This is a genomic window from Paraburkholderia sp. GAS82, from assembly GCF_050436285.1.
In the GTDB taxonomy this organism is placed as follows: Bacteria; Pseudomonadota; Gammaproteobacteria; order Burkholderiales; family Burkholderiaceae; genus Paraburkholderia; species Paraburkholderia phenazinium_B.
Map to the genome: position 1 here is coordinate 410,144 of NZ_JBNDLX010000004.1, position 26,633 is coordinate 436,776.

Sequence of the window (26,633 nt, forward strand, 5' to 3'; positions counted from 1 at the left end):
ACGGAGCGAATTGCGGATGACGGCGTGCCGTCACTCACGAATGCGCGTGCAGCGGTGCAAGCAGGCCACCGATCAGCGTCGTGGCGACACTCGAGAGACTCGAGCGGCTCCAGCCACTGCGCGTGCCCGTAGCACTCCAGACAACCTGGCCCGACGTCACGTCGATCAGCTGGAACGTAAGACCAGCCACCGGTTCGCCGTCGACACCGACCTTGTAGCGCCACTCTTCGACCGCACCGGTCAGCACGTACTTGATGTGCTGATCGCGCGCCCAGCCGAGTTGCTTCTCGCCCGTGTCGCGCTGCGCGGTGTCGAACATGGCGGTATTCGCGCCGTCGACCGGTGCAAGGCGCACGTCCGCGAAACCGTTCGCGCGCAGCACGTTCGCAGCGATCGCAGCTGCGCTGCCACCGGCGGCCGGCGTTTCGGTGAAGTTAGCCATCGACACCACCGCAACCGAATCCTGTGACGTCAAAGCCGGCATGCCGGTCTGCCGGATCGAGCTGCATGCGCCGAGCAACAGCGCGCATGTCGCCAGCGCGGCGGACCAGCCGGCCATACGGGACCATCCTTTAGTCTTGCTCATCGAACCACTCCTCAGTTTATGTCGTCTTTCTTGCCGAATTCGTAGCTTGTGTCTACGTTATCTACGTTACATAAGCGTTGCGGCAACCCCGCCGCCCGCCCCCGACCTCGCCCGGATCAATAAAACCAGTTGTAGCGCATACCCACCACCGTCTGCGGCGTACCCAGCCGCGACACGGACTGATGCTCGAAATACAGCGCGAGATGATCGCCGCCGAACACCGAACCCGCGAGTCCAACGCTGACGTCAGGCCCCCACCCCTGGATCGAGTTGTGCACGATGCCCACGTCGAGAAACGGCCGCCATGCATGCGTGTACTGATTGAGCAGGTCGTTGCCGAAGCCGAAGTACAGGCCATACTGCGTATAGCTCTGCGGTATGAAGTCGCTGGCGAGAGCCGGCTGCAAGGCCGCCGGCTCGAGCTGCGAAATCAGACTGTCGGCCGAACCACTCGCACCGTAACCGCCGTGCTCGCCAACCAGACGGAACGTGTAATCGGGGTAGCCCGTGCGGATCCGGTAGCTGATTTCACCGGTTTCCAGCAACCCGCTGCCGATGTAATCGCGCGCCTGGCTGTAGAAGCGGTCGCCTTCGACGCTACCGGTCATCGTGATTTGCTGGGTTGCGCGCCACGTGAAGTCGCCGACCAGATTGTCCTTCATGCCGCCAATCTGGAGGAACTGGTCCTCGTCTGCGAGCTGATTGCGGCCAGCGTGCACGCCGAACTGCAGATCCGAGTTGCGGCCCGTTTCCGCTGCGAGCTGCACCGTGTAGAAACTGTCGAGCGCCTCGCGGCGGCCGATCGTCACGCTCGCCGTTGAATCCACCGTCTGCCGCTGCAGGAAAAAGCTGAGCGAGCGATCGACGGACGGAACATTGACGAGTTGGGTAATGTCCGTCGAGCGCTGGAAGTTCTGCACTTCCGTCGCGCCGATCAGGTAGTGGTCGGCGATTTTCTTGCTGCCGGCGAGCGTCTGCGCGACGTAGTCGAGCGGATGCTCGACATAGTTCACGACGCTCGCGTCGATCGACTGCGGCCAGTCGAGCGCTGTTTCGGTCAGGCGCGTATGCACGTCGTTGTTGTCGGGAGCGCCGTCGAGTCCGTCGAAGGCGAGCTGCTCTGCCCGGCCCTGCCGGTCGGTTGCGACCTCGGCGTCGATGCGATCGTCCAGCGGCAGGCGCGAGCGCTCCTGCGCGAGCAGTTGTTCCATCGCGCCGGTATCGTTTTCCGCGAGTGCGATCGTGAGACGCGCATCGGCTGGCTGAGCAAGGCGCGCCGCGTATTGCTGGGCCAGCCAGCGCTTCGCGAGCGGATTGCTCTCGTGCGACACACCCCAGGCGATCGCTACGTCCTTGGCGACTGCATCGCGCAGGCGGTTATTCTGCGCGGTATCGATACCGGCTTCGGGCGCCGCGCCGGGCAAACCCTTGGCAGTACCGAGCAGCGAACGGCGCGCAAGCTTCACGCTCTCCGTCGACTGGGTGCCGGAGAGCAGATCGTTCAGCATGGCGGCCGAGTCGTCGCCGGTCTGGAAATCCGTCGAGAGCGTCACGCGCCGGCCACGAATGTCCGCGAGGGTTTCAGCGTCCTGGCCGGAACGGCCCCGCTGCGCGGCACGTGCCGCGCCGTGCAGTTTGGCCAGTGCCGCTTCATCCTGCTGCAGTTGCTGCCAGACCTTATGACGGATCGACCAGGCGAGATCGGGGCGGCCTGCCATTTCCTGGGCGTCGGCATACGTCATCAGCCACAGCGGATCCCGCGACAACGAAGCGGATTCGCGCCGCAGATAGTCGAGCGCGCGCACCGGACGGTTCAGGCGCATCTCGGCGGCCGCGTACGGTTCCCATAACGCAGCACTCCTGTCTTCCGTGCCACGCCAGCGTTTCAAGGTCGCATCCAGCTGCGCGTCGGTGCCGTAGTCGACCAGGGTCCACAAATAGGCCGCGCGCAGGTCCGAAGTCGCACCCGGCAGATTGACCGCGTGCTTCAGATCGTCGAGCGCCTTCTCGGGCTGGTCGGTCAGGCGATAGTATTCGGCGCGCACGCCGAGTACGCCGGGCGACTGCAGCGCTTCGTTGCGCTCCTGCTCCGTGAGGCTCGCCAGCAGCGCGGCCACACGGTCGAGCGCCTGTGCGTCGGTGTAGTAATAGATCGCGTTTTGCAGCGCACGCGGCGAATGATCGCGGCGGTACTGCAACTCGGCAACCCGTGCTGCATCGATCGGATACGGATCGAAGAAGTACGTCATGTCACCAAGGTCTTCCGGCGTGCTGTCACCGCCCGCGAGCAGATGACGGTACGCTTCGCTCGCCTCGGCGTCACGCTGCAACAGGCGTGCGAGTTCGGCGTAGTTGCGCCAGTAGTCGGTATCGCTGTCTTTCGCGTTACCGCGTGCGCTTTGCAGTGCTGCGAACGAGGCCTCGTAATTACCCTCGCGATACAGCACGCTCGCCGTACGCAGCGCCGCGCCCGCGTTGCCGGGATCGCGCGACTGCACGGCGCGGTACGCCGCGAGCGCCTGATCGTCGTGGCCCGCGCGTTCGGCGAGCGCGCCGATGCGCTGATCGATTGCATCGGCGTTGTGTCCGCGCGGCAAGCCTCGCAAAAACGCGAGGCCGTCGTCCGGCCGGCCGAGCCGCTCGTAAGTCGCGATCACGTTGTCGACCAGCTTCAGATCGTCGGGCGACGCCTGGGACGCGTGAACGAGGGCCGCAAGATACGCGTTGTCGTCGTCGAGCATCGGTGCGATGCGCAGGACGTTTTGCCAACCTACAGGGTCGTTCGACAGTCTTGCATAGTCGAGCCAGGCATTCAGCGCGAGCGACGGATTGCGGTCCCACTCGGCGGTCTGCGCAAGACGCTTCGTCCACAGGACCGAGCGCGGATCCCGCTGGACCTGCTGCTGGGCGATTTTCTCGGCATTTGCGAGGTCACCCGATTCGACGAACGACTGGAATACGAGGTCGGCTACCTTCGGATCCTTGCCGCCGCCCGGCGCGGTGCCGTCGGACGCCGGTGCGGGCGCCGCGGCGGATGCCGGGTCGGCTGGCGCAACGGGCGTGGGACTGGCCGGCGCGGCGGGTGCCGGGCTGGGTGTCGTGGCGGCCGCCAGCGTGGCCGTAACGGCCGGCGCGGGGCTCGGCGCCGCAACGGGCTTCGTGCCCGGCGCCGGCGTGGGCACCGGGTTTGCACCCGTGCTCGCGGCAACCCGGATCACGCCCCACCACTCCGTCGCCTTGCGCATGCTCACCGAGGCGTAACCATGGTGCGTCGGCAGCGGGCCATCCATATAGGCATACGCCGACTGCGGCGTGTCTTGCTCCCCACCCTGCGGAGCGTCCGATGCGATTGCAGCCGTACCATCCTGTGCCAGAGCCGTGTCAGGCCCAGACGGCTGCGCCTGCGCGTAGCGCGCGAGCATCTTCGCGTAGTAATCGACGCGATCGGGCCGGTTGGCGGCGCGCGCGAGATTGAGCAACACCACGAGGGTCGCCGGATCGGTATCGAGCGCGCCGAGATGTTGATCGGCAGCCGTCAGCGCCTCGTTCAACAGATTGCCTGACTGCAGCGTGCGGATCGCCGCAATGAAACAGCGCCGCTGTTCTTCGCGCGTCTTCGCCGCGGCCTGCTGGCGGAACCAGGCATCGGCCCCGGCGCGGTAGTCGCCCGTCTGAATGGCGTAGCGTGTGATCTGCGTATCCCAACCGTTGCGCCCGCCCGGGTCGCCCGCCGAAAGACGCGTGTAGAGTTGCAACGCCAGATCGGGCAAACCAACCGCGGCGCAACGCTGCGCCAGCCATTCGAGATCCTTCGGCGCCCACGGCAGGCGCGCGGCCTGCGTCAACTGCGCACGCAGATTCGCAAGCGCGGCTTCGCGGCGGGGGTCGTCCTCGGGAATCGCGAACGTACGCTGTTCGGCGATCGACAGCCGCAGCATCATCGCGGCAAGCCGCATGTGAGTCGAACCGAGCGCCTCCATCCGCCGGGCTACCCGGGCGGCGTCGTCCATCCGCCCGAGCGACGTGTACTGCGCACCCAGCAGCGAGAGGAATTCCTCGTTGTTCGGCTGGACCTTCGACCAGGCTTCGAGGTAGGCAGCACTCAGATCGCTCGGCGCGCCTACTGATGCCAGCCGTTGCTGCAGGCCACCGCGCGGCGACGACGCGATCATCGTCAGCGGCACCACTGCAGCAAGCAGCAGGACGAGCTTGGTCGGAGCGATACGCGGACGCTCAGCGCGCACAGTTGACCTCGACCGGTTGATAGTTCATCTGCAGATCCGCGCTCGCGGACGTGTCGAAACGCAGGGACGAGCCGTTGCGTTGTACAGCCACGGACCGGCCGGCAACCTCGACACTGCAGGTGCCAGCATTGGCCAGTTGTACGAACGGCTGGTAATAGCCACCAAACTCGAATGCCATCCCGCGCGCCGTACGTTTGAACTGACGGACGTAACCGTTGGCGACGGCGATGTAGGGCAGTTGTGCATTCGCCGTCTGCGCCGCATCGGCCTGGGTGATCGCAAATGACGCGGCGCCATCCGCGAAGTGAATGTATGTGCCGTCGGCGCCCACGTCGTAACCGGTGACACCGGCCGACGCGCGCAGATCCGGTACGCTGCCTGGAGGCGCACGCAGTTCGCGCACTTCGCCGTCGCCACGCACGATCCAGTTCGAATCAGGGCTGCGTGCGGCGCCCGCCGGCGCAATCGCACGCGCAACCGCGAAGTTATGCCAGTCGAGCACCTTGTGCGTGTAATCCGTGATCCTGACCGGCAGCACCGGCTCTTTGAGCACCGTCGAGAAAATCTGGTCGAGCGCGCGCAGCGATGCGACCTTGGTACCGCTATACATGTGGTAGTAAATGTCGATCGGCTTGAAGCGCAGCGGTTTGTCGGTCAGGTCGAAGGTCTCGAGTACCCGCGTAAAACCGTAGAACGGGCCAAGCCAGTCATTGGTGTAAACGTTCTCATCCTGATTCGGTGCGTACACCTGGTATGCACCCGGCCCTTTGTCGACACCGATCGGCGCGATATTGGTCCAGCTGTTCGCGCTCTTCGTGATGACCGTGTCCCCGCCATTGATGTTCTGGACGCCCGCCGCGTAGGTTTTGCGCACGACGATCGCGGGCGGCTCGCAGTTGCCGGGCCACTGCAGGATGACCGTCTTCTTGCCCGGCGGCGCGAGGCGCGTGTTGATGTAGTCGATCGAGCCAGTAATCTCGCGATCGATATTGAACTTGTAGTTCGGGATGTTTAGCGAAAACGCCGTATCGCCACCGCCGCGATCGATCCGCTCACCCGTCGTCGCATCGACGTCCTCCCACTCGAACGGGTGAGAATAGGTGTGCGTACCAATCTCGACGTACGGCAGTGCGAACATTTTGCGAGCGATCTCTTCGAGACGCGGCGAGATCTGCGGATACAGGCCCTTCGGCCCCACTTCGCCTTCAATGACCGACAGGGTCATCGGGATCTTGTAGCGGCTGAATACCTGTTCATAAAGCGCTTCGCCTGAGTAATCGGCCCCGGGGAATTCGACGCGTGACGCGAAGCCGTCGCCGTCCACGTGCGTCATGAAGAGGCGCCGGCCGTTTTCCGTCGTCACGTTGGGCGCCGGCATCTGCCGCAGGCGCAACGCTGCGGTGAGAAACGAAATGGGCTGGATCGCCCAGCGTTCCTGACCGATACCGTTGAGCGATACGATCGTGTACGGGTTCATCGCGTAGCCGCCCCACGGCGTGAGCGCGACTTCGTCGAGCGTGGCGTTGCCCGAGCGCACGCGCAGCAGCGAATGGCTCGCGGCGCCTACCTGAATACCGACGAGGTCGCGCGGCCCCGGTTTCGGGTCGATCTCGAAGCCGATCATCGGATCTCGCGAAACGATTTCCAGCGGATCGTTGAAGGGACCGGCAACGGCCAGCAGATCGAGCGCCGCGCCGTCGTCCTGCTCGGCGTCAAAACCGAACTGGCCAAGAAATGCGACCGGGACGTGCGCCGCCATGCGCGCCTCTACCCACGTGCGCCATGCACTGCTGTCACGCAGATCGTCGCCCTGGAACCACGCGACGACACCCGCGTACCGGTCCGGGGTGATGTCGCTGGGCAACTGGCCATTGGCGTCGGCGTATTCGACGTCATAGCCGAGATAGTTGAGCGGCGTCGCGAGATCGCGCACGCCCGGAGTTTCGTCCAGCGGCAGACCCGCAGCCGGATCTTGCACCACCAGGATCTTGCGCGGCAGCACTTCGATCGCTCCCACACCGACCACATCGGCGGCAGCGTCCGTCACATACGGCGCCACGCCCGTCGCCAGCACCGTGGCCGCCGTCGCGCGGGCGCACACGCGGTCGGCAGGCGGGCAATATTCGAGCGAAATGACCGGCACGCCGGTCTGCTGCGTGAAGGCGCGGTCAGCGGCGACACGGCTCGCGCGCGTGGCGTCCGGCACGTCGAGCAGCTGTGCACCGCCGTTGCCCAGCCCACGCACCAGCGAATCGCCAATCACCGCGTACAAGGCTTTGGCATGCGTTTGCGCCGCTTGCAGCGCGTCCGGGCCGGCGACGACGAGGCGTGCATCCGGATGGGTGGTACGAATAGCCTCGGCGGCCGCGATCGCCGCTGGCGTGTCGAGCAGGAAGCCGCGATAGCCCCGCTGCCACAGCGGCGCGAGGGATTGTGCAAAAGCGTTGGGTGTGACGCCCGGATCCGACGGGTGCGTGCGGGCAATCCACACGGTATGCGCCAGCGGATGCGCTGCGGGATCAAAACCACGCGTGGGATCGACCACCACGGCGTCGAATGCCTGCAGCAGATCGACCGGGACGTTCGAACCGAAGAAAAGCGCCAGGTTCGGCTGTGCCGGATGGCCGGAGACGCCGGCAAGCGCCTCGCCGGCATGGGCCGGCGACGCTGCCTGCGCGTACGCAGCCTGGTTCGGCGCGAGGCTCGTTGCCAGAACGATGAGTGTAGCGGCGCAGCAACGCACCGCTCTCGTCGCCAGCGTACTCAGCTGTAGTCGTTTGATGAGCGCCACCACCCCCGGGGCCCCCACTTGCGCGCCGAATCTCGGCGCAATCCTCGTTCGCATCTGATTTCTTATGATCGCTTTGAATGTTTTATTGGCGACCGGCGATACACGGCCCAGCTATTCAGGCCAAATCTACCGATTCGACTTCATAATGCTGACCACACTACCCCGCGGCATCCCCTCCCCGGGACAAAACAGGTAACCGGATTCATGCTGCTACAGACAGGATCGATCGACGCGCAAAAGGCATCGTTTGATACGATGATTCGGCGCGCATTTTAGCGCGTTCGCCGAATAAAGTAAGTATTATTTTTGAGACAAGTGATAACGCCAATGCCAATTAGATCAACAGGTTGGCCGGCAATTATGAGATGAAGCCCCCGCCAATAGGCGCCCGCAAACGTTTCCGCCAAGGTTAATAACCACCCAATCTCCGTTGTTAAAATTTAACGATCGTTGACTATTGAATGGCAACGTACGCCAGCGAACGGTCGCACTATTTAATTGATGATACGAATAGGCCGCAAACGTTATCGTCCGCATTCGCAAAGCGCTGACTTATTTTCTATGCCGGAATAAGCGGTGCGCGTATTGTGCTCTTTCTGATGTCATTCCGGACCCCATTCTCAATCGTCATTCGAGCTCAGTGTCGTGGCGATCCTGGGCGCGCGTCAATTCCCAAATATTCGGCCATCCCATCCTTCCTTACGGGTACAAGCGTCGCCCAAACGCCACACCAGTCGATAGAATGCCCGTGGGACACAAGCCACGCCCTGCTTTCATACGTCTTTCAATATTCTTTCGCAGTCCAACTCATCACTTCACTCTAGCGTCGCATGAAGAGCAGCATCATGAGCCTGCCGGCCAGCCGGCGTCATCGCCTTGCGGCGTATGCCGTAGCGGGCCTTATTCTGAGCGTGGTTCTGGCCGTGCTGCCGGTGGCAAATGTCCGCGAGCCGAATGTCACGGCCTTCCTGCCGCTGTTCGCGATGGCCGTGTTCGTTACCGAGGGCCTCACCGCCTATTTGTTGTGGACGCAGTTCATGATCACACGTGGGCCGTTTCTCGCTGCATTGAGTGGCGCCTACGCGTACACGTCCGTCACGGTCGCGATCCAGTTGATGGTCTTCCCCGGCGTGTTCTCGCCGCAAGGGCTGCTGGGCGCCGGGCCACAGAGCGCGCTATGGATCTGGGCTTTCTGGCATAGCGGCTCGCCACTGCTGATCCTCGCCGCGCTGTTCGTGCGCCGCCGCTTCCAGACTCCAGTGCCGCATGCGAAGACGCGTCTTGTCGGCCTGCTTTCGTTAGGTGTCCCGGTTTGTTTGTCGCTGCTGCTTTGCCTCATCGCGATCCGCGGGGACGCCTGGTTGCCCCAACTGGTCGACCCCCGGTCGTACCAACGGCTGCCGAACAGTCCCTCGGGTGTGAACATCGCCATCTTGACCGCCGGGACGTTTCTCTACCTGGTCTACAGCACCCGCCTGCAGACCTTGCTCGAACTCTGGCTGGGCGTAGCCCTCTTTGCCGGACTTGGCGACGTGCTGGTGACGATTGCGGCGAACTCGCGCTATAGCATCGGCTGGTACGTGGCCCGGCTCGAATCGGTGCTGGCTTCGAGCATGGTGCTCGGCGTGCTGATCTGGGAAATCAGTCACCTGTATCGCGAGTTGCACGCGGCCAATGCAAGGCTGAGCGAATTCGCGTCGCGCGACGGCCTGACCGGCATCTTCAATCGCCGCTACTTCGACGAGCGCTACCCCATGGCGTTGGGCCATGCCCAAACGGCGCGACGTGCATTGTCGATCCTGATGGTGGACATCGATCATTTCAAGCGCTTTAACGACACGCTCGGGCATCTGCGCGGCGATGAATGCCTGGTCGCCGTTGCCGGTGCGCTGCAGGCCAGTCTGCGGCGCAGCGGCGATTTTGTAGCGCGCTTCGGTGGCGAAGAGTTCGTCGTCGTGCTGCCGGACTGCGACCACGAGATGGCCACGAAGCTTGCCGAAAACGTGCACGCGGCAGTCGCGCGCCTCGCCGTCGCGGCCCCGTTCACCGACGCGGGCTGCGTGAGCGTCTCGGTGGGTGTCGCGACTTCGCAGCCCGAGGCGGCCATACCGGCCGCCGAGCTTCTTGCCCAGGCCGACGCCGCGTTATATCGCGCCAAGGAAGCCGGCCGCAACCGCGTCACGGCCTGGCAAGCAACGCCGCTCGGCCTTGCCTCGATTCAGGCCCGTTCGCTGTGACGGGCACAGGAGTTGCTGCCAGACGCTCAGTGGCGCGCGCGTGCTGAGCCGTTGAGGCGCAGCGCAGACCGACGTCCGCCGCTTCGACCATCCAGCCATCCAACGAGGAGACGCCCATGCTTCGCTACGCTGCAATTTTCTTCATCATTGCCATCATCGCTGCAGTGTTCGGTTTCGGTGGCATCGCCGCCGGCGCCGCTGAGATCGCCAAGGTCCTGTTCTTTATCTTTATCGTGATCTTCCTCGTGACCTTGCTGATGGGCGTGGTGCGACGCTGACGGCTAGCGAGGGCCAAAGGAACACCGGACTGGGCCGTCGCGCATTGCAATTGTTGCGCCTCCGGATTGCAATAGTTGCGGCCCAGTTTGCGACTGCGCCTCGATGAGATCAGAGCGCCGCAGCCGCAGGATTAAGCTCGATATGCAGCACGACCAGCCAGCGCCGCGGACAATCGGCCGCAATGCGCGGCCCCGGTTGACCGTCGCGCGCGGCGGCGACAAAACCCTTCTCTTTGGCAAAGCTGAACGCGCGGCGCGCGTCGGCCTGCAGCCACATCGAAACGAGTCCGCAGGTCACGAAACCGAACACGGAAACAATCTGCGGCGAGATGCCCGCGTCGATCTGCCGTGCAAGCACCGTGAACGCAGTAGTCAGGATCTGGCTTGCCGCAATCGCGATCAACACGACCTTGAGCATGCCCCGGAACATCATCCCCGGTCTTGGGCGCACCATCTCTTTCTTCGGTCCTTCTGCTGGTTTGTTTAGGGGGTCTCGCATGGCAGCCTATGCCGCGCGGGCAATCTGGCGGCGCGGCAGTTCGAGCCGCTGCGACCACGTGGCGAGGGTTCGCGCCGCCACTGCGGGTTTGCTGAGAATCGCGCTGTCGTAGCGTTTGCCGTCAAAGCGCATGAAGTCGACGATGCGAAAGCCGTGGCCGCGATAAAACGCAACCAGATGCGCAGCGGGCTGCGGGGTATCCAGAGCGAGTTCGGCATAGCCGCGGGTGGCCGCCCAGTGATCGGCGAAGGCCAGCAGCAGCGTGCCGATGCCGCGCGCCTGCCAGGCCGGTTCGACGCCGAACTGGCGCAGGCTCGCGATATCGTCGCGGCGGTACAGTTCGCAAGGCGACTCGCGATCGGGCGCATACAAGGTCATGGTGCCCACAATGCGGCCATCGCATACAGCCACGTAGCAATCGCCGCGTGAAGCCCGCGAACGCGTCACTGCGACGCTCTGATCGACGCAGCTACAGTTCAGGCCCATCGTGCCGAGCCGCTCAAACGCGCGATGCAGCATGGTTGTGAGCGCATCGAACGAATCGCGCGCCGGATCGAAGCGCCGCAGTTCGATACGGCCAAGGCCGCGCCGGACATACTCGATCCGCTGGGGCTGCTGCAGGGCTGCGCGCTGATTCGTACTCACCTTGACCATCCACATTCATCATCAGGTGATTGAAGTGTAGATTTGGCCTGTGAGCACCCGCAAGAAAAAATGTCGTAAAAACTGCATACATCGCCGGGCGACCGGGTGGCCGCCGCCAAGGCTTGCAGCAGGAAAGCCGGCGTGTATCAAACGAAGTGACCACACTCGCGGACAATTTCGCCCGTGCTGCCGACGATCGCCGCGGCCGCGATTTCATCCATGCTTGCGCTCCACCTGTCACGCACGACCTTGTCGTGAGCTTGCGCCCCCTCCATGATTTCGCTTCGTTCGAAGTGAGCTTCTGCATGCTTTATATAGTCGCCGTAAGCGGCACCTTGCGGCACCAGCACTCCGAAGCGCCCGAAATTCTCCCTGAAGGTTGCGCGGTCAGGAACGACCGGACGGCAGCCACACAGCGCCGCTTCGAGAACCGGCATGCAAAAGCCCTCGAGGTCCGAGGTCGAAATGACCGTACCGGAACGACGATAAATACTCGAGAGTTCGTCATCGCTCAGGCCCGTGAATACCTTGATTCTCTTTGCGAGCCCTAGCGCCTCGACCTCTTGCGTCAGAACCGGCGCCGCCTCGCGCGGCACGACCATCGCGACAGTCCCCGTGCCCTCGGCGTCTTCCTTGACGTAACCCAGCACGCGCTGATAGTTCTTGTGCTCAGCCAACGTCCCCACCCACACCGCTTCGTAGCGTTCACCGGCAGGCGCCTCGCCGACGGAGGACAGAAACTGCCTGTCTATCGGAACGCCGCAGATGTGGTACGGCAACTTTCCGTAGACCTGATTGATCATGCGTCCAGTCGCATGGGTCACGCTGTAAATAAAGCCCATTTTTCTGGAAGCCCATGGCAGGTAGTAGCGATAAAACAGAAGCGACTTTCTGTTGCGCGGATAGAAGTACTGGATGATGTCGTGATAGATCGGAATCTGCTTTGAAAATGCGAACGGAACCACGTATTCCTGGGATGTCACGACAATCAACGGATAACCCGCCGAGCGCCACGCATCGAACACGAAAGCCCAGTAAATCACGAGCCAGGGAACGTGCAACCTGCCGAGGATTCTCAATACGGCATGATTCCGCTGCGCATCTTCCAGCTCCTTCGCCCCTAGCACGATGACTTCGCAACCGTGCGACCTGAGCGCCCCGGTCATGTGCGTCAGAAAGCGTGCCATGCTCCCCGGCCCACCCACATTGGCTCCTGGCCCGCATACCAAAACTGATTTCACCTGGCCTCCGCGCAATCGATAAACGTGCGATGAATTAATGGTCCACTGAGCTATACGCGCTCGCCCGCCAACATAGCGGCGTTCGCAGACAGGCCGTAGACGATCAACCTGACGAGTGTGCGCCACCGATCCGTGCGGCGCCGCCGAAAATTAGTCGTTTGACGCCGCGCGTCCGAATGGCGGGGTACCCACTGTTATATTCAGAAAAAAAGGGGGATACGGTCATGGCAAATACCATCTGCCGGGGCGATCCATGTGGAACAAGAGAGAGCCCGTGATGCGCAATTTCTTCACTTCGTTCTGGCTATGGATCTTCCTGTTGCCGCTCGCGCTGGACTACAAGGCGGCCGACGACGCGCGCAGCCACCTCGCGCAGATCCTGCTCGTCATACCGGTGCTAGGTGCCGGCTTCGTCCTCGAACTGATTGCACCACGCTTTGCACGCAAGGCCAAGCTTCGTTCGATCGTCAGCGTTGCGGTGATGGTGACTGTCCTCGGCAGCATCGTGCCGCAACTGCTGGAAGGTAACGACTTCGGCAACTACCTGCGCGTTCTGCTGCCATTTCTGCTGTTCCTGCTCGGCTACCGCGTGATGTGCCATCCCTGGCACGAACAACGCATCGGGCAGATCGAGAAGGCCCTGTTCTGGGCAAACGTCCTGTGTCTGCTGTTCACGCTGGTGTACGGCATGAAAACTACGGCCACCGGTCTCGACGACGTCCGCTACCGCATCGTCTCCCCCACCTTCCTGGTCCTTCAGGCTGCCCTGCTGCATGAATTCGTCATTGCGAAGCGCTTTACCAAGTTCTCTATCTTCATCTTCATGATCACGGTGGTGATCGAACTGCTAAGCGTTACGCGAAGCCTGATGCTGGGCACACTGCTCCTGCTCATGCTGGCGACCTGGCTGGGTGCGCCGTCGATCCATCGTCTGATGCGCGCAGTGCTGCGCGCGGCGCTCGTCGCCGTCATCTGCGGTGCGGTGATCGCAGGCGGAGCCTCGTTCTTCCCGACCGTCGCCGAACACTGGACTATCCGCATGTCCGCATCGAAGGCGACCGAGTCGGGCAGAGATCCCACCACGATAACGCGTCTGGCTGAAATGAAGGATCAGTATGACCAGATCACGTCTTCGCCCGATTCGCTGCTGTTCGGCAAGGGCTATGGACACTATTACCGCTACTCTCCGTCGTATTTGCCGGATCTGGCAGGACAGATCAGTGCCAAGGACTTCTACGCAATCCACGAGTGGTTCGCCGGGCACAACTTCTGGGTCTACCAGTTGTTCGCAGGCGGCATCGTATTCGGTCTTGCGCTACCGTTAGCGCTGCTCTACTCGCTCTACCGCTGCTGCATCGCTTACAGAAAATGGCGGGCAGTCGCACCCAATTCACTGTACCTGCCGGTGATGGGACGCGCGATTCTGATGGTGGCGGCCTTGCCGGCGACGTCGATAGGTGGCAATCCGCTCGGCCCACGCTTTGCGGGGCTGGTGTTCGGTGTCGCCCTGGGCCTGATGATTTCGATGCACGCGCACCTGCATCGGATGCACGTAGCACGGACTCGCCGCGCGATGCCGATCAACGTTGCGCGCGCCAGGCTGAACGCCGGCGTCACGGGTGTGAAGGGCATGCCGCACCTGCCTGGTGTGCCCGGGGTGACTCGTGTGCCGGGCTCGTCCGGAATGCCGGGCATGCAATAGCGCAGTCTGGCGACGAGACAGAAGCAGAAGCGACTACGCGTAATGCCTGCCTACGCGTAGAACTCGCTCTCGTACAGCCGCTTGCCGGCTTCGTCCTTGGGCGCGAGGATGGGCGCAAACTCGATCGGCCAGTCGATGCCAATATCCGGGTCGCTCCACAGGATGCTGCGCTCGTGTTCGGGATACCAGTAGTCGGTTGCCCTGCACAGGCACTCGGCCATATCCGACATCACCACGAAGCCATGCGCGAATCCGGGCGGCACCCACATTTGCCGGCGGTTGGCAGCGCTCAGATGCACGCCGATCCATTTTCCGAAGGTATGCGAACTAAGGCGGACATCCACAGCCACATCGAAGACGTCTCCCACTACTACACGCATGAGCTTGCCCTGCGGGCGGTGAATCTGATAATGCAGACCACGCAACACGCCGCACTTCGAGCGTGAATGATCGTCCTGTACGAATTCGACGCCACCGGCCACCGACTCGGCGAATTCGTCGGCGTTGAATGTTTCGAACGAGCTGCCCGCCTCGTCGCAGAACAGGTCTGTTTCGACGATCTTGACTTCCGGAAGCGCCGTTCGTGTCACCTTGATGCTCATGCCGCTCTTCCCGTGAAGAGGTGCTGCCGTCCCGCCATGAGGACCGGCGCGTCGACTGGCTAACCGTTCGTAACCGCTGCACACACTGCGCGTGACGCCCTGCTTCGCAGCATGTGAAAAATGTGCGCTCATGCGATCACTCCTTCGATCCCGCGGGCGATCGCCAGGTACCGCTTCGCCAGAGATCCTGCGCCCCGTCGACGACACGTGGGCACTCAAAAACCTGCATCACGTCCTCTTCACACTCCGGTAAAACATCCAGCCGGCGCTGCCGACAAGACCCACTGTCATGGACCACGCCACACCCGTGACGCCCCAGAAGTGCGTCGCCGGCGGCACGGTGATGACGAGCGTGATGATCTGCAGAACCGCAGCCTGGGTCGCTACCTTCGGCAACCCGATTGCACGCACGTAGGCAACCAGCACGGCGATGAGCGAGCCGATCGCCATGTTGATGACAAAGATCCTGAAGAGCGGTACCGCAGACATCCAGGCCGGTCCGAGCACGAACATGAACAGCGGCCCGGCGACGGCGCGCAACACGAGCACCAGAAGCACTAGCCCAACCGTAGCGATGGCAAAGTAGCGCACAAACAGCTTTTGCGCCGAGCCGTCCTCGCGCCGATGATGGGCGGAAAAGGTCGGAAACAGGTACTGCTGCATGGCGATGGCCGCGTCCGCGAGCAACATCTGCGCAAACTTCGACGACATCTGATAAGCGCCGAGCGCCGCCGGCCCAAGCAGTTTGCCGACCAGCACCTTGTCGAACTGGTTGAGCAGCAGGTTGACGATACTGCCCGCCCAGATCCAGCGGCTGAAGTTCACGTAATGACCAATGCCGTGCCACGACAGACGAACCGGCGGCCGTGGCGACATCGTGGTCCACGTCAGCGTCGTCTTCAGCGTCTCTCCGGCGATCATGCCGATCAACATGGCGTAAGCACCTGTACCCGCCCAGGCACACGCGAGTCCGAGCGCGCAATCGGTAAACGCCGCTGAGGTTTCGACGCCAGCCAGCTGCTGAAAACTCCGCTCGCGCTGAAGCATGAAATATGCTGGCGAGGCGAGGCCACGGATCAGCGGCAACGCCGCGGCCAGTTGCAACAGCAACAGCGAACCGCCCAAATGGAATTGCGAATTCATGAGCGGTGCAAGCGCGATCAACAGCAGCGCAATCATGGCGCCACGTGTGGTCAGCGTCGTCCACACTGCACCGAGTTCCGTGCGAGTGGGCGTGCTCTTCGCCTGCACCACGGCCTGGGCGAGGCCGGTATCGCTCAGGGACTCGGCAATCGCCACCGCGAGCAACGCGACACTGACGCTACCGATCGCAGACGGTCCGAGCAGACGTCCAATCGCGAGAAATTTGATCGCCACGAGGCCACGTACGACAATCTGCTGGATCAGGACCCAGGTCGCCGCACTGCTATTGAAAGCAGGCCTCATCGAGACAAGCGGAACCCTGATCGATCTCACAGCGGACCTCCCCTTTAGTATTTGCTACAGCATGCCTGACACGGTAACGCGGCTGTTTATGCGGGGACCGCCATCTCCTAGCCGATATCGGCCCCGCGCAGGCCTGTGACAATGTTTTTCGCTACCTTCGGGGTATGACAAAAGACACTATCCTCGTGATCGAACCCGACTTCTCCGGACACCGTTGGCGCTATGCCGAGTGGGCCGGACAAGCGTGTGTCGAAGCCGGCTACCAGTGCGTCATCGTGACCGCCTCGGCGAACGCGACGCATCCGCTTGCGCAACGCCTTGCCGCCGGTAACCGCAACGACAACGGCACCGGCAGCAATGCGGACCTGCAGATCACCTTCGTCGACCCGCCTGCCGAAGCGAGCCGCGCGAGCCTCAGCTCAGTGAGCTACGTGCGCTACTTCCGCCATTTCCAGCACATCTATCGCACCGTCAGCCGCGAGTACCGCGTGGTGCTGGCAGTCGTACCGTATGTGGACTACTTCTTTTATGCGTTGCCATTTCTCGGCTCACCGTTCGGCAACACACCGTGGATCGGCATCACGATGCGTGCGGCCTTCCATCATCACGAGGCTGGCGTGCGCGCACCGCGCCGTCCGCTGGTCAATGCCATCAAGGAGCAGCTATTTCGCCGCGCAGTGCGGACAAGCGGCCTGAAAACCTTGCTGACCATCGACCCGACGCTCTCCGACTGGTGCGCGAGCCATCCTGAACCCGGCGCTGCGCCGGTGCAGTATCTCGCCGACCCCTCCCCTGATGCCGTGCCAGGCGACCCGTGGCTCGCCCGCGAGCGGCTCGGTCTGCCAGGCTACGGGCAGTATGTGCTGGTGTACGGCTCGATCGGCGAACGCAAAGGCATCTTCGAGCTCATCGAGGCGCTGGCTGCGCGAGAGGACGCACCGACGCTGGTGATCGCCGGCGCCCAGGAGAAGGACGCACGAGCGCCTCTGCGCGACGCGCTCGCGCAACTGAGCCCCGAGCCCGTGGTACTTGACCGCTTCATCGACAGCGACGCCGAACAGGATCTCTTCTCGGCCTGCGACATCATCTGGCTCGGCTATAAAGGACACTACGGCATGAGCGGCGTGCTGGTGCAGGCGTATCGCGCAGGGCGGCCGGTCATCGCCACAGCGGACGGACTGATTGGCTGGTTTTGCCGGGACGGCGAACTGGGCCCGGTGATCGACGATCTCACGCCAGACTCGATCAATCAGGCTCTCGACACGCTGCTGGATTCCATCTGGGTGAGGCCGGGCGCATCGAACGGCCATCTGCTCGAGCGCAACACCCTGGCTCACTTCAAGCAGACGCTGCAGTCCGCGATTCAGGTGTCGTCGGCGCGCCAGACTCGCGGCGCGGCCTCACTGCCCACTCAAGCGGCAGTGCCACGCCCATAAGTGGCTCCTTGAGCAGTTCCCTGAGCAGGGATTTAAGCGAAGAACCCCTAAGCAATGCCTGCCAGTGGGGTTCCTCTGTTACGAGACCTGTCCGCCGACCGCCGGCACTTCCAGTTCCTCCGGCATGCCCTCGCCCTTGGCGCCCTTGCGGCGAGCCGGGAAAATCGCATCGCGGATACGCAGGAACGGGAACTCGATGGCGCGCGTCGTCACATAGCCGATCGCGATCGCAATCGCAAACTGCGCGATCAGCACCGGCGCCCATGCGGCGATGGCCGGCACATGCAATGCCGCGAACTTGCGGATCAACATGTCGCCGGGTGCAAGCGCCAGCGAGTGCCACAGGTAGATACCGTACGAGTAGACGCCGATCCACGCCACCGCACGGAACAGCCATGCTTCGCGCAGCTTCTGCGAGTACTCGATGGTCAGCACGATCAACGCGCAAAAGCCGAGCGCCTGGATCGTGTAACCGATGCTCTCGTCGAGCGGAATGTTCTTCGTGGCGAGCACGAGCCATGCAACAAGCGCCAGCACCAGCGCTATCAGGGTTTTCTTGTGCGCGGCCAGGCGGCGATAAAGCTCCGGCTTCATCCAGTACACCGCCGCCAGAATTACGCCGAACAGCAGGCTGTCGATGCGGTATTGCGTGTAGAAGAACGCGGCATCCAGATTGCCGTTCGCGACCACCGCGCAGCGCGCGGCCAGCACGATCACACAGAGGGTCAGCAGCGTGGCGATGACCGCATTCGCCCGCAGTCTGAGCGCCGCGACGATCATCAGGAGTGCTGGCAGAAAAAGATAGAAGTGCTCTTCGACCGCCAGACTCCACGTCTGACTAATCGAGGACCCCAGATAGTTCTGCATATGCGTGAGATTCTGAACCAGGAAAGTGCTGGTCGGATGGCGTCCCGAGAGCACATGGAACAGGATCAGCACATAGTAGGCGGGCCAGATCTTGAAGATCCGCCGGATGATGAAGCGTCGCGCATCGATGTGGCCCACCTTGGCATACTGCTTGAGCAGCAGCCCACCCACAAGAAAGCCGCTCAGCGTGAAGAACAAGTTGACCCCTTCACGGCCGAAACTCTTCAGCGGATACTCGATGGCCGCGATAATCGCACTGCCCGTTTGTACGCTGTGGAAATGAAAACCCATCACCGCAATGATCGCAATGCCCCGAATGAAATCGAGCTCGATCGAGCGTTGGGGCCCTTTGCTATTTTCTGTCCCAAACCAGCGCATGATTTTTCCCCCTGACACGGAATTGACGTGTTCAAAACGTGTTTCCGCGATCCGTCCTCTTATCTTCTTGTGACGGATACGGTTTGATCCGCCAACATCACGGCTTTCACGGCCATTGTGTGTACTGTTGGCGAACTCCAACACCCGTGTGCGAAGACGTACCAAGGCAGCAGTCGATTCACGCCGAAGGCTAGCCGCCTTGCGCCTCGCGAGGCGGTTACGCGAATGTGCACTGCTATATTCGAAACCATAATTGGGGGGAATACGGTGCCATGAAGATTCTGCATTTGCTGTCGACGCTCGACCCGCGCGCAGGTGGTCCCACGGAAGGCGTGCGGCAAAGCGGCGTGAACATGACAGCGCTCGGCCATCGGATTGAAGTCGCGACTGTCGACGACCCGTCTGCGCCATGGCTCGAATCGTTCCCACTCCCCGTTCATGCACTCGGCCCCGCCAGAGGCTCGTACGGCCTCACGCCGAAGCTGGTGCCGTGGCTCAAGGCACACGCTGCCTCATTCGATGCCGTGATCGTCAACGGTCTATGGCAGTACCACGGCTACGCCGCCTGGAAAGCACTGCGGCATCTCGACGTGCCGTATTACGTGTTTCCGCACGGCATGCTGGATCCATGGTTCAAGCGCACCTACCCGCTCAAGCATCTCAAGAAGTCCCTGTATTGGCCGTGGGCCGAGTACCGGGTCTTGCGCGATGCGACGCGTGTGATGTTTACCGCCCAGGAAGAATGTCGCCTCGCGCGCGAATCGTTCCGCCTCTACCGGGTCAATGAAGAGGTCGTCGCGTTCGGGACCAACCGGCCGCCCGCCGACGCGGGAAGTTTGCGGGAAGCGTTTTACGCGACCTATCCAGCCCTGCGCGGCAAACGGTTGATCCTGTTCCTCGGCCGTATCCATCCAAAGAAGGGTTGTGACCTGCTGTTGCAGGCGTTTGCCGCGGCGCGCGATCTCGACCCAGCGGCACATCTCGTGATGGCCGGCCCGGACGGCGGCCAGTGGAACGCGACGTTGAAGACGCTGAGTGCCAAACTCGCGATCGACAGCCGCGTCACATGGACTGGCATGCTGCAGGACGATCGAAAGTGGGGGGCGTTCTATGCCGCTGATGCGTTCGTCCTGCCGTCACACCAGGAGAACTTCGGCATCGCTGTGGCGGAAGCGCTCGCCTGCGGCCTGCCTGCGCTGATCTCCGACAAGGTGAATATCTGGCGCGAAGTCGAAGCAGATGGTGCGGGCTTCGTGGCGCCTGATACCGTCGCAGGCACACTCGCCAACCTCACCCGCTGGCTGCAACTCGACGCAACCGATGCGCAGAAGATGCGCAAGCAGGCCTTGCACTGCTTCGAGCAGCACTTCACGGTGGATGCAATGTCGGCCGATCTGCTGCGTGTGCTGCAGCAGGGCCGCCGCAAGCAAGGCGCAGAGGAGCGTTCGCCGCTAGCGCTGGGGCAAGGTTAGGTTTAGTCAGGTTACCGAAGCATAGTCGCCAAAGCCCAGAGCCCCACGCGCGCCCCAACTCCGGGCGCCCGCGCTTCTCCTCACTTCTTCGCCAGAAACAGCAGGTCCTCGCCCAACGGCCGCACCTCGGCTGCGAACGGCAATTTTTCGCCCACCAGTTCCCCGCCCGCCGCCGGCGCTTGCGTCAGCGTAGCGAGGTTCGCCTGCAGCCCGGGCTCGCGGCCCTTGAGCGCGTGCGCCACGTGTTCGGCGAGCCGCAACGTCAGGGCCACAATCGTGATGGTCGGGAAATTTGCGCCCACGGTCGGAAACACCGAACTGCCGGCTACGTACAGATTGGCAATGCCATGCACCTTGCAATCGCGATCCACTACACCCTGGCGCGGCGAATCGTGCATGCGGGTGGTCCCCATGTGGTGCCATGTGCCTTCGATCTGTTCCGGCCATGGCCGCCCTTCGAGCGGTGCATCGAGCGAGACGCTCGCCACCCCGCCCAGTTGCATCTCCTGTGCGAGCAATGCGTTGGTGCGGTCGAAGGTGCGCTTCACCAGTTCCGTCAACTGCCAGTCCACTTTCACACGCTGCATGCCGAGACGATCGCGTTGCGTCGACAAGGTCACGCGGCTATCGCGATTCGGTTCTGCCTCCACGATGGTCTGGAACTTCACGTCGGTGATCAGCGCGCGCGGCTGAAACAGGCGCGCCGCGCCAAAGCAGCCAGCCTCGACCGGATGCAACGCCATCGTGGCGATATCGCGGCGCAGGCTCCAGCCCGGCTGGTCCTTTTTCAGCAAGGCCTGCTTGCAGCGGATCAGTGCTTCAGCACCATCGGTGTTCTCACCATAGAACATCGAATAGAACCACACGCGCGCGTTGAGCAGCTTCTCGCGTTCGAGCACCTCCTGGGTCAGCGCGAACTGCGACGAGATATGCTGGCCGTGAGCCTTCACCGCGTCGTTCTGGTAGTGATACTTGATGTCGTAGAGCTTGTTGCGCGCCCACGCCGGATTGAAGCGAATGCTGCCCGACATGATGCGCGGATGGTCCATGAAATACCGGCCCACCAGATCGTGGCCATTGCCGAGACCCACCGCCTGCACCTTGTTGGCCGCCAGCAGCAGACGCGCATTCTCGATGCCGCCCGTGGCCAGGATGAAGATCTTTGCAGTCACCACGAAGTGGCGCCCGCTCAGCGTGACGACCTGCACGCGCGAAACGTTCTGCGCCTGGGTATCCGTGTCGATGTCGAGCACGTTGGCGTTAAGGAAGACGCGCACATGGTGCGACTTCTGCAACTCGCCGCGGTACAGTTTGCCGAAGCGCACCGGCGGGCTGAACTGCGAGATCGTGTCGCGTACGTTGCCGCTCGGCAGCGGATGCCGGCGCACATCGGAACGGTTGATCGAACTCTCCCAAAACGCCGGATCGAAATTCTGCGGTCCGAGCTTGAGCAAGCCATGCGTCGCCGCGTAATAGGGTTTCAGTTCCTCGAGCCCGAACGGCCAGCCGCTGTCTTTGACCCAATCACGCTTTTCGAAGTCCCAGGGATCGAGCGGACGGCACCAGCCACCCCAGCAATTGCTGCTGCCGCCGAGAAAGCGGCTGCGGCTGCCATCCGCGAACGTATAGGGAATGCCGACGTTCTCGCCGCGATACAGGTCGCGTGTTTCGTCGTCGGCCTTGTAACCGCCGCTCTCGAGCAGGCATGTGTCGATGCCGAGCTTGCTCATTTCGAGCGCGAACGTAATACCGGCTACGCCTGCTCCGATTATGCAAACGGTGGTCCTAATGACCGACCGCTCTTCCACACCCCGGCTGTCGATGAACATCCCCGCTCCCGTGATTCTTGTGCAGCCGCCGTACCGGCACTCCACGCCGTGCCACCCAATGTTCCTGAGCACTGCCGAGGACCTTTGCTGTACACGCACTTGCGATGCCGCCACCTGGCCCGCGGCGACATTCAGTGGTACGTGTTCAGGCACCTCTGCACTACTGTCGACATGCCGCTCGATACGGTCTGCTGTCGCCCGGGATGAACGGTCCCGAATACGCCAAGTACTGCCATCTATCTTTCATGCGGATTGCGAACAACGGTGTGCGCTATCACGCATTACTGCACGCGTTGTGGCGCAAACCGCTGCTTGATAAATCGCGCCGGATTGCCTCCATAGACACCGTTGGCCGCCAGCGATCGATGCACCACCGAAAGCGGCGTCACGAGCGCAGAACGGCCGATCGTCACGCCCATCTGCACGACGCATTTCGACGCTATCCACGCACCGTCTTCAATCACGATCGGCGCCACGCGCAGATCCATGTTGGTGGCGTAATCGTGGGAACCGGCGGTGAGAAAAACGCCCTGCGAGATGCACACGTTCGAGCCGATGCGGATCAGTGCCTGGTTATAGATCCACGCATCGACGCCGAACCACGAGTTCGCACCGACCTCGAGATTCCATGGCGCCTTGATGCGTAGTGGATGCACGAAGCGGCAGTTGGGGCCGATCTTCGCGCCGAACCAACGCAACAGTGTGACGCGCAGCGCGGAGAACGGCACCAGCTTGTTGTTGATGACGCACGCTTCCACCACGAACCACAACGCTTCGGTCAGGCGGCTCACCTGCCGCACATAATTGCCCTTGCCCGCGAGGCTGAGATCGATGACCGGGCAAAGCGCCGGCGTCGCCTTTGCGGCATCCGCCTGCCATTCCCTCGCTGCATCGAGTTCGTTGAGTTCGTCGCGTTTCATCTGAGTATTGCGCTCCACTTGCATGCTGCTACCTCGATGTGGACCTTCGTCCATCGTCGCTGCCAGGCACTATTTCGCCTTGTAGCATTACGTAATAAATTGGCACAGTCCTCGCAAGGTTTCGTTCTTGCTAGCGACGATTGGCTTGATGCGCACAGGCTTTGTCGGCTTTGGACTGGCATCTTATTAGGGACGTTGCGCGGTTGACACTACCATTAGCATGACGCAGCGCGATAGCGCGTGCCGCCAACCTGTAGTACCCCGGACGCCTTGCCATGAAACCTCGTGCCCTGCGCATCACGCTCTCCTTCTCCCTCGCACTGGCCAGCACTGCAACCTGCGTTGCGAGCTATGGCCAGTCGCTTGCAACCTACGGCAACGCCCCCGCTGCCGAAGCAGCAGGCGCAGCTGCCGCTGCGAATCGCGCTGGCGACCGGGCCGCGTTTGCGCCCGGCACTAACGATGCCTCGCTACTGGGCGGCCCGACTGCGTATGGCGAGGTCTACAGCGCCCAGACGCTTGACGACGACCAGCAGCAAAACGTTCCTGCTACGGCGGCCAATCCGCAAGGCCGTGGCGTCACGCCGGTCGAACATATGCTCGCCACCCCCGGCACGCCTCAGCCCGGCGGTGTTGCCCTGCGCACCGCAAACGCCGGCAACCCAGGACTCAAGGCTGGCGGCAATGCTGCCACTGCGGGCCGTGGCGTCGCCACAGGCGTGTTGAGCGAGGATCCGAATATCGCCGCACAGCAGCTCTACGGCAGCAGCAAGGCGACACAACAGCTCTATGGCGGCGGTGCAGCAGCCGGTGCCGGTCAACGCGAAATCTACAAGTCGCCCTGGTAAAAGCCGCGCGTCCAGCGGGGAGATCACGCTCAGTCGACCTGGGTCGGCTCCAGCGGTGCAGCCGCCAACTTCTCCTGTACCAGACCGTTGCCCGTGTTCGGGCCACGCACGACACCGCCAGGACCAGCGCCCTCAGCGCCGCCTGCCACCGCGCTATCCCGTCCACACAACTCCAGTAGTTTCCTGTTCAACGCACCGAACACGCTTGTGCTCGACAATGCGCGTTCGGCATATTCGCGTCCCGCTGCACCGAGCGCTGCACGACGTGCCGGATCGGCGGCCAGCGTCACGATTGCTTCAACCAGCGCGCCGACGTTCTCGGGCGGCACAACCACTCCGCGCGGCGCCACGACGTCATGGAGCTCGGTACCTGGGCATGCCATCGCGACGATCGCGCGGCCGCTCGCCAGCATGCCGTTGAGCTTCGACGGCATCACCAGATCGGCAGCGCCGCCGCGCTGCGGCAGCACGTGAATGTCGGCGAGATTGAGCAACTGGTTCAACTGACGCGCAGGTTGCAAAGCCATAAAACTGCAGTTCGGCAGGTCCGTGCAACGCGCTTCGAGCATCGCCCGCGCCGGCCCGTTGCCGCAAAACACGAAACTGATGTCCGTGCGCTCCGCAAGTTGGACCGCAGCTTCGGCCAGCACTTCAAGCCCTTGCTTCGATCCCATGTTGCCGGCATACAGAATCACCGTCTGCGGCAAACTGCGCTTCGCGAGTCCGAGCAGCTCGCGGTAATAGCGGGCGTGCACGAGGGGAACGATGGCGCGGGTATCGACCCAGTTCGGCAAACAGTACGCCTTGAGCGGATCGACTCCCTTGAGGACGGCGCGCTCAACCATCCTGGCGGAGAGACTCGACACGACGTCGAAGCGCGTCAACAGCCACCGCTCGATCGCAAGCGCGACACGCCGGGCACGCGAGCCCTGAATGAGCCCGAGATCGAACGCCGCGTCTACCTCGTAGTCCTGAATGTGAAGCCACGCGCGCGCCCCGCTCAAACGTGCCACGAGCCAGGCGGCGGGCGCGCTCATGAGGCTCGGCGCAATGCTCATCACAACCTCGGGACGCCACACGAGTTGCGCCGCTAGCACCGGCAGCGACGTCAGCGAATAGCTCGCCAGATGCAGGAGACGCGCAACGCCGGTGGGCCTTGCCGGCACCCACAGCGGTACCCGCTGCACCCGCACCCCGTTGCGCATTTCGCGGCGATAGCGCCAGGCGCTGAAGCTTTCGGCGACGCGCCACTGCGGGTAGTACGGCGGCCCGCAGACGACCCGCACCTCGTGACCTTCGGAGACCAGCGCCTCCGCCATCTCGGCGGTATATTTGCCGACTCCGGTGAGCTCTGGCGCGTAGTTGAGCCCAACAATCAGTATTTTCATACCCATCCCCATTCGGCACATCACGCGGCGCGCGCCGGCGCCTGCGTGTCAATTTCTTCAACCACGGCCTCGTCAAGCTAGCTTGCGAGCATCACCGCGCAGCCTCGTGCAATGTTCGATGCCGCATTCGGTGGATCGAAGCGCTGGATGACGTCCATGCAGGCGCGCGCGGTTTTCTCCGTATCCGCAAACGCCTCGAGGGCCTTCAGCATCGTGCGATGCAGCGACGCGCCGTCGCCGGAGCGGAACGCGTACCCCGTCACGGCGTCGATCACGAGTTCGGGCACGCAGCCGCAGTTGTCGCTGACCACCACCGGACAGCCATGACTGAGCGCTTCATTCACGACAAGACCCCACGGCTCGCTGAAGCTCGGCAGCACCAGGCACGATGCGCCGAAATATTCGCGCGACAACCCTTCGTCCTGCAGACTACCGACGAAGCACACGGCTTCACCGAGTCCGCTTTCGTTCACCCGATTCTGCAGCTGCTCGCCCTGCGGGCCAGTGCCGACGATGCGTAACTTTGCTTGTGGAATGCGCTGGCGAATCGCGGCAAACGCATCGAGCAATGCGTCGACGCCCTTCTCCTGCGAAAGCCGGCCAACGAACAGGAACACCGGGTCCTGATTGCGGCGCGCATGCAGACGCTCGTCGAGCGCGCGCTCGGGCACGAAGGACCATGGTAACGCCGCCGCCTGACACGGCACGAAGATACGTTCACGTTTCGCGCCGAGTGACATCAGATATTCGCGGCTGCGCTCGCCAAAACCGAAATAGCCGTCGCACAAGGAGAAAAACACTCGCTTCGGGATCGACGTCAGCAGGCGGCGCGGCCGATCTCGCCCGGTGGAGTCGCAGAACACGGCGCGGCGCTTGCCGGTCGCAATGCAGGCGAGCAGCATCGCCCAGTACTCGGGCCGATGGTAGCCGGGCAGCACCACGAGATCGGCCGGCGTGCGCAGGACTTCCATCGTGAGACGGTACATCATGCGCCACGTCGGCACGTCCTCGTAGCAGCCGTTGAACAGCGTGCGCATCGGATAGCGGTGGTATGAATAATCGACCTCGGAAAAGCCGAGCCGGAAGTGTTCGGTCTCGGAAATCTGAACGATCGAATACTTGATCGGGCTTGCCGCCGAGATCGTATGCAGTGCCGAGAAAACGACAGCCTTGTGGCGCGACCAGACCACGTTATGAAAGATCGTGACCGAACCCGTTGCCATG

Annotated in this window: 19 protein-coding genes; 6 read left to right on the plus strand and 13 right to left on the minus strand. The window is 62.7% G+C overall.

Annotated features, from left to right (window positions below; all coding sequences use genetic code 11):
• Positions 1-34: 34 nt before the first annotated feature.
• The 3 genes from P3T17_RS15270 to P3T17_RS15280 form a co-directional block, all read right to left on the minus strand.
• Positions 35-586: a penicillin-binding protein activator LpoB gene (locus P3T17_RS15270; RefSeq protein WP_074265079.1), complete on the minus strand. Its 552-nt coding sequence runs from the start codon at positions 584-586 to the stop codon at positions 35-37.
• A 116-nt stretch (positions 587-702) separates the two neighbouring features.
• A complete protein-coding gene (locus P3T17_RS15275; RefSeq protein WP_429407619.1) occupies positions 703-4,830 on the minus strand; it encodes a tetratricopeptide repeat protein in 4,128 nt (1,375 codons plus the stop codon).
• Complete coding sequence (locus P3T17_RS15280; protein ID WP_429407621.1) at positions 4,820-7,675, minus strand: sugar ABC transporter; 2,856 nt, start codon at positions 7,673-7,675, stop codon at positions 4,820-4,822. Before P3T17_RS15280 ends, P3T17_RS15275 begins: the two co-directional genes overlap by 11 nt.
• 776 nt (positions 7,676-8,451) lie before the next feature.
• Between P3T17_RS15280 and P3T17_RS15285 the strand changes: the two genes are divergently transcribed.
• Together P3T17_RS15285 and P3T17_RS15290 are read left to right on the plus strand one after the other, a co-directional pair.
• Positions 8,452-9,858 carry a sensor domain-containing diguanylate cyclase gene (locus P3T17_RS15285; RefSeq protein WP_429407623.1) on the plus strand — a complete coding sequence of 469 codons (1,407 nt, stop codon included), beginning with the start codon at positions 8,452-8,454 and terminating at the stop codon, positions 9,856-9,858.
• A gap of 116 nt (positions 9,859-9,974) precedes the next feature.
• The gene (locus P3T17_RS15290; protein ID WP_074265082.1) at positions 9,975-10,136 is read left to right on the plus strand and encodes a DUF1328 family protein; all 162 of its coding nucleotides are present in this window, start codon (positions 9,975-9,977) and stop codon (positions 10,134-10,136) included.
• Positions 10,137-10,245: 109 nt separating this feature from the next.
• Here P3T17_RS15290 and P3T17_RS15295 read toward each other — a convergent pair whose 3' ends face one another.
• The 3 genes from P3T17_RS15295 to P3T17_RS15305 all read right to left on the minus strand — a co-directional run bounded on the left by P3T17_RS15295 (position 10,246) and on the right by P3T17_RS15305 (position 12,467).
• Positions 10,246-10,590 (minus strand): hypothetical protein, encoded by a 345-nt coding sequence (locus P3T17_RS15295; RefSeq protein WP_429407625.1) that lies wholly within the window; start codon positions 10,588-10,590, stop codon positions 10,246-10,248.
• A gap of 51 nt (positions 10,591-10,641) precedes the next feature.
• Entirely contained in the window at positions 10,642-11,280 is a 639-nt protein-coding gene (locus P3T17_RS15300) for a GNAT family N-acetyltransferase (RefSeq protein ID WP_429407627.1), read from the minus strand.
• 146 nt (positions 11,281-11,426) lie between these two features.
• Complete coding sequence (locus P3T17_RS15305; RefSeq protein WP_429407629.1) at positions 11,427-12,467, minus strand: glycosyltransferase; 1,041 nt, start codon at positions 12,465-12,467, stop codon at positions 11,427-11,429.
• A 331-nt stretch (positions 12,468-12,798) separates the two neighbouring features.
• Here P3T17_RS15305 and P3T17_RS15310 point away from each other — a divergent pair, with 331 nt between their 5' ends.
• Entirely contained in the window at positions 12,799-14,223 is a 1,425-nt protein-coding gene (locus tag P3T17_RS15310) for a hypothetical protein (RefSeq protein ID WP_074265085.1), read from the plus strand.
• A gap of 50 nt (positions 14,224-14,273) precedes the next feature.
• Here P3T17_RS15310 and rfbC read toward each other — a convergent pair whose 3' ends face one another.
• Positions 14,274-14,825: a dTDP-4-dehydrorhamnose 3,5-epimerase gene (gene rfbC / locus P3T17_RS15315; protein WP_074265086.1), complete on the minus strand. Its 552-nt coding sequence runs from the start codon at positions 14,823-14,825 to the stop codon at positions 14,274-14,276.
• A gap of 228 nt (positions 14,826-15,053) precedes the next feature.
• Positions 15,054-16,301 carry an oligosaccharide flippase family protein gene (locus tag P3T17_RS15320; protein ID WP_429407631.1) on the minus strand — a complete coding sequence of 416 codons (1,248 nt, stop codon included), beginning with the start codon at positions 16,299-16,301 and terminating at the stop codon, positions 15,054-15,056.
• 134 nt (positions 16,302-16,435) lie between these two features.
• On the opposite strand from P3T17_RS15320, the gene P3T17_RS15325 reads away from it, so the two are divergent.
• Positions 16,436-17,707: a glycosyltransferase family 4 protein gene (locus P3T17_RS15325; RefSeq protein ID WP_074265088.1), complete on the plus strand. Its 1,272-nt coding sequence runs from the start codon at positions 16,436-16,438 to the stop codon at positions 17,705-17,707.
• 78 nt (positions 17,708-17,785) lie between these two features.
• Here the strand turns inward: P3T17_RS15325 and P3T17_RS15330 are convergent, their stop codons facing one another.
• A complete protein-coding gene (locus P3T17_RS15330; protein ID WP_429407633.1) occupies positions 17,786-18,952 on the minus strand; it encodes an acyltransferase family protein in 1,167 nt (388 codons plus the stop codon).
• Positions 18,953-19,224: 272 nt separating this feature from the next.
• Between P3T17_RS15330 and P3T17_RS15335 the strand changes: the two genes are divergently transcribed.
• Entirely contained in the window at positions 19,225-20,424 is a 1,200-nt protein-coding gene (locus P3T17_RS15335; RefSeq protein ID WP_429407634.1) for a glycosyltransferase, read from the plus strand.
• 80 nt (positions 20,425-20,504) lie between these two features.
• Here P3T17_RS15335 and P3T17_RS15340 read toward each other — a convergent pair whose 3' ends face one another.
• Positions 20,505-22,253 carry an FAD-dependent oxidoreductase gene (locus tag P3T17_RS15340; RefSeq protein ID WP_429407636.1) on the minus strand — a complete coding sequence of 583 codons (1,749 nt, stop codon included), beginning with the start codon at positions 22,251-22,253 and terminating at the stop codon, positions 20,505-20,507.
• Positions 22,254-22,534: 281 nt separating this feature from the next.
• Entirely contained in the window at positions 22,535-23,173 is a 639-nt protein-coding gene (locus tag P3T17_RS15345) for a putative colanic acid biosynthesis acetyltransferase (protein WP_074266118.1), read from the minus strand.
• Positions 23,174-23,448: 275 nt separating this feature from the next.
• On the opposite strand from P3T17_RS15345, the gene P3T17_RS15350 reads away from it, so the two are divergent.
• Entirely contained in the window at positions 23,449-24,021 is a 573-nt protein-coding gene (locus P3T17_RS15350) for a hypothetical protein (RefSeq protein ID WP_429407637.1), read from the plus strand.
• A 29-nt stretch (positions 24,022-24,050) separates the two neighbouring features.
• Here the strand turns inward: P3T17_RS15350 and P3T17_RS15355 are convergent, their stop codons facing one another.
• Positions 24,051-25,409, minus strand: a complete 1,359-nt coding sequence (locus P3T17_RS15355) for a glycosyltransferase WbuB (RefSeq protein ID WP_429407639.1) — start codon at positions 25,407-25,409, stop codon at positions 24,051-24,053.
• Between the two features lie 77 nt (positions 25,410-25,486).
• Entirely contained in the window at positions 25,487-26,632 is a 1,146-nt protein-coding gene (locus P3T17_RS15360; protein ID WP_074265093.1) for a glycosyltransferase family 4 protein, read from the minus strand.
• Position 26,633: the final 1 nt, after the last annotated feature.

What these genes read in the sequence shown, in the direction of transcription:
- P3T17_RS15295 (WP_429407625.1), bottom strand. Translation starts at nt 10,590, where the DNA reads ATGGTGCGCCCAAGACCGGGGATGATGTTCCGGGGCATGCTCAAGGTC.
- P3T17_RS15355 (WP_429407639.1), bottom strand. Translation starts at nt 25,409, where the DNA reads ATGAAAATACTGATTGTTGGGCTCAACTACGCGCCAGAGCTCACCGGA.
- P3T17_RS15340 (WP_429407636.1), bottom strand. Translation starts at nt 22,253, where the DNA reads ATGTTCATCGACAGCCGGGGTGTGGAAGAGCGGTCGGTCATTAGGACC.
- P3T17_RS15290 (WP_074265082.1), top strand. Translation starts at nt 9,975, where the DNA reads ATGCTTCGCTACGCTGCAATTTTCTTCATCATTGCCATCATCGCTGCA.
- P3T17_RS15305 (WP_429407629.1), bottom strand. Translation starts at nt 12,467, where the DNA reads ATGGCACGCTTTCTGACGCACATGACCGGGGCGCTCAGGTCGCACGGT.
- P3T17_RS15310 (WP_074265085.1), top strand. Translation starts at nt 12,799, where the DNA reads ATGCGCAATTTCTTCACTTCGTTCTGGCTATGGATCTTCCTGTTGCCG.
- P3T17_RS15325 (WP_074265088.1), top strand. Translation starts at nt 16,436, where the DNA reads ATGACAAAAGACACTATCCTCGTGATCGAACCCGACTTCTCCGGACAC.
- P3T17_RS15285 (WP_429407623.1), top strand. Translation starts at nt 8,452, where the DNA reads ATGAAGAGCAGCATCATGAGCCTGCCGGCCAGCCGGCGTCATCGCCTT.
- P3T17_RS15270 (WP_074265079.1), bottom strand. Translation starts at nt 586, where the DNA reads ATGAGCAAGACTAAAGGATGGTCCCGTATGGCCGGCTGGTCCGCCGCG.
- P3T17_RS15345 (WP_074266118.1), bottom strand. Translation starts at nt 23,173, where the DNA reads ATGAAACGCGACGAACTCAACGAACTCGATGCAGCGAGGGAATGGCAG.
- P3T17_RS15335 (WP_429407634.1), top strand. Translation starts at nt 19,225, where the DNA reads ATGAAGATTCTGCATTTGCTGTCGACGCTCGACCCGCGCGCAGGTGGT.
- P3T17_RS15330 (WP_429407633.1), bottom strand. Translation starts at nt 18,952, where the DNA reads ATGCGCTGGTTTGGGACAGAAAATAGCAAAGGGCCCCAACGCTCGATC.
- P3T17_RS15280 (WP_429407621.1), bottom strand. Translation starts at nt 7,675, where the DNA reads ATGCGAACGAGGATTGCGCCGAGATTCGGCGCGCAAGTGGGGGCCCCG.
- P3T17_RS15350 (WP_429407637.1), top strand. Translation starts at nt 23,449, where the DNA reads ATGAAACCTCGTGCCCTGCGCATCACGCTCTCCTTCTCCCTCGCACTG.
- P3T17_RS15360 (WP_074265093.1), bottom strand. Translation starts at nt 26,632, where the DNA reads ATGGCAACGGGTTCGGTCACGATCTTTCATAACGTGGTCTGGTCGCGC.
- rfbC (WP_074265086.1), bottom strand. Translation starts at nt 14,825, where the DNA reads ATGAGCATCAAGGTGACACGAACGGCGCTTCCGGAAGTCAAGATCGTC.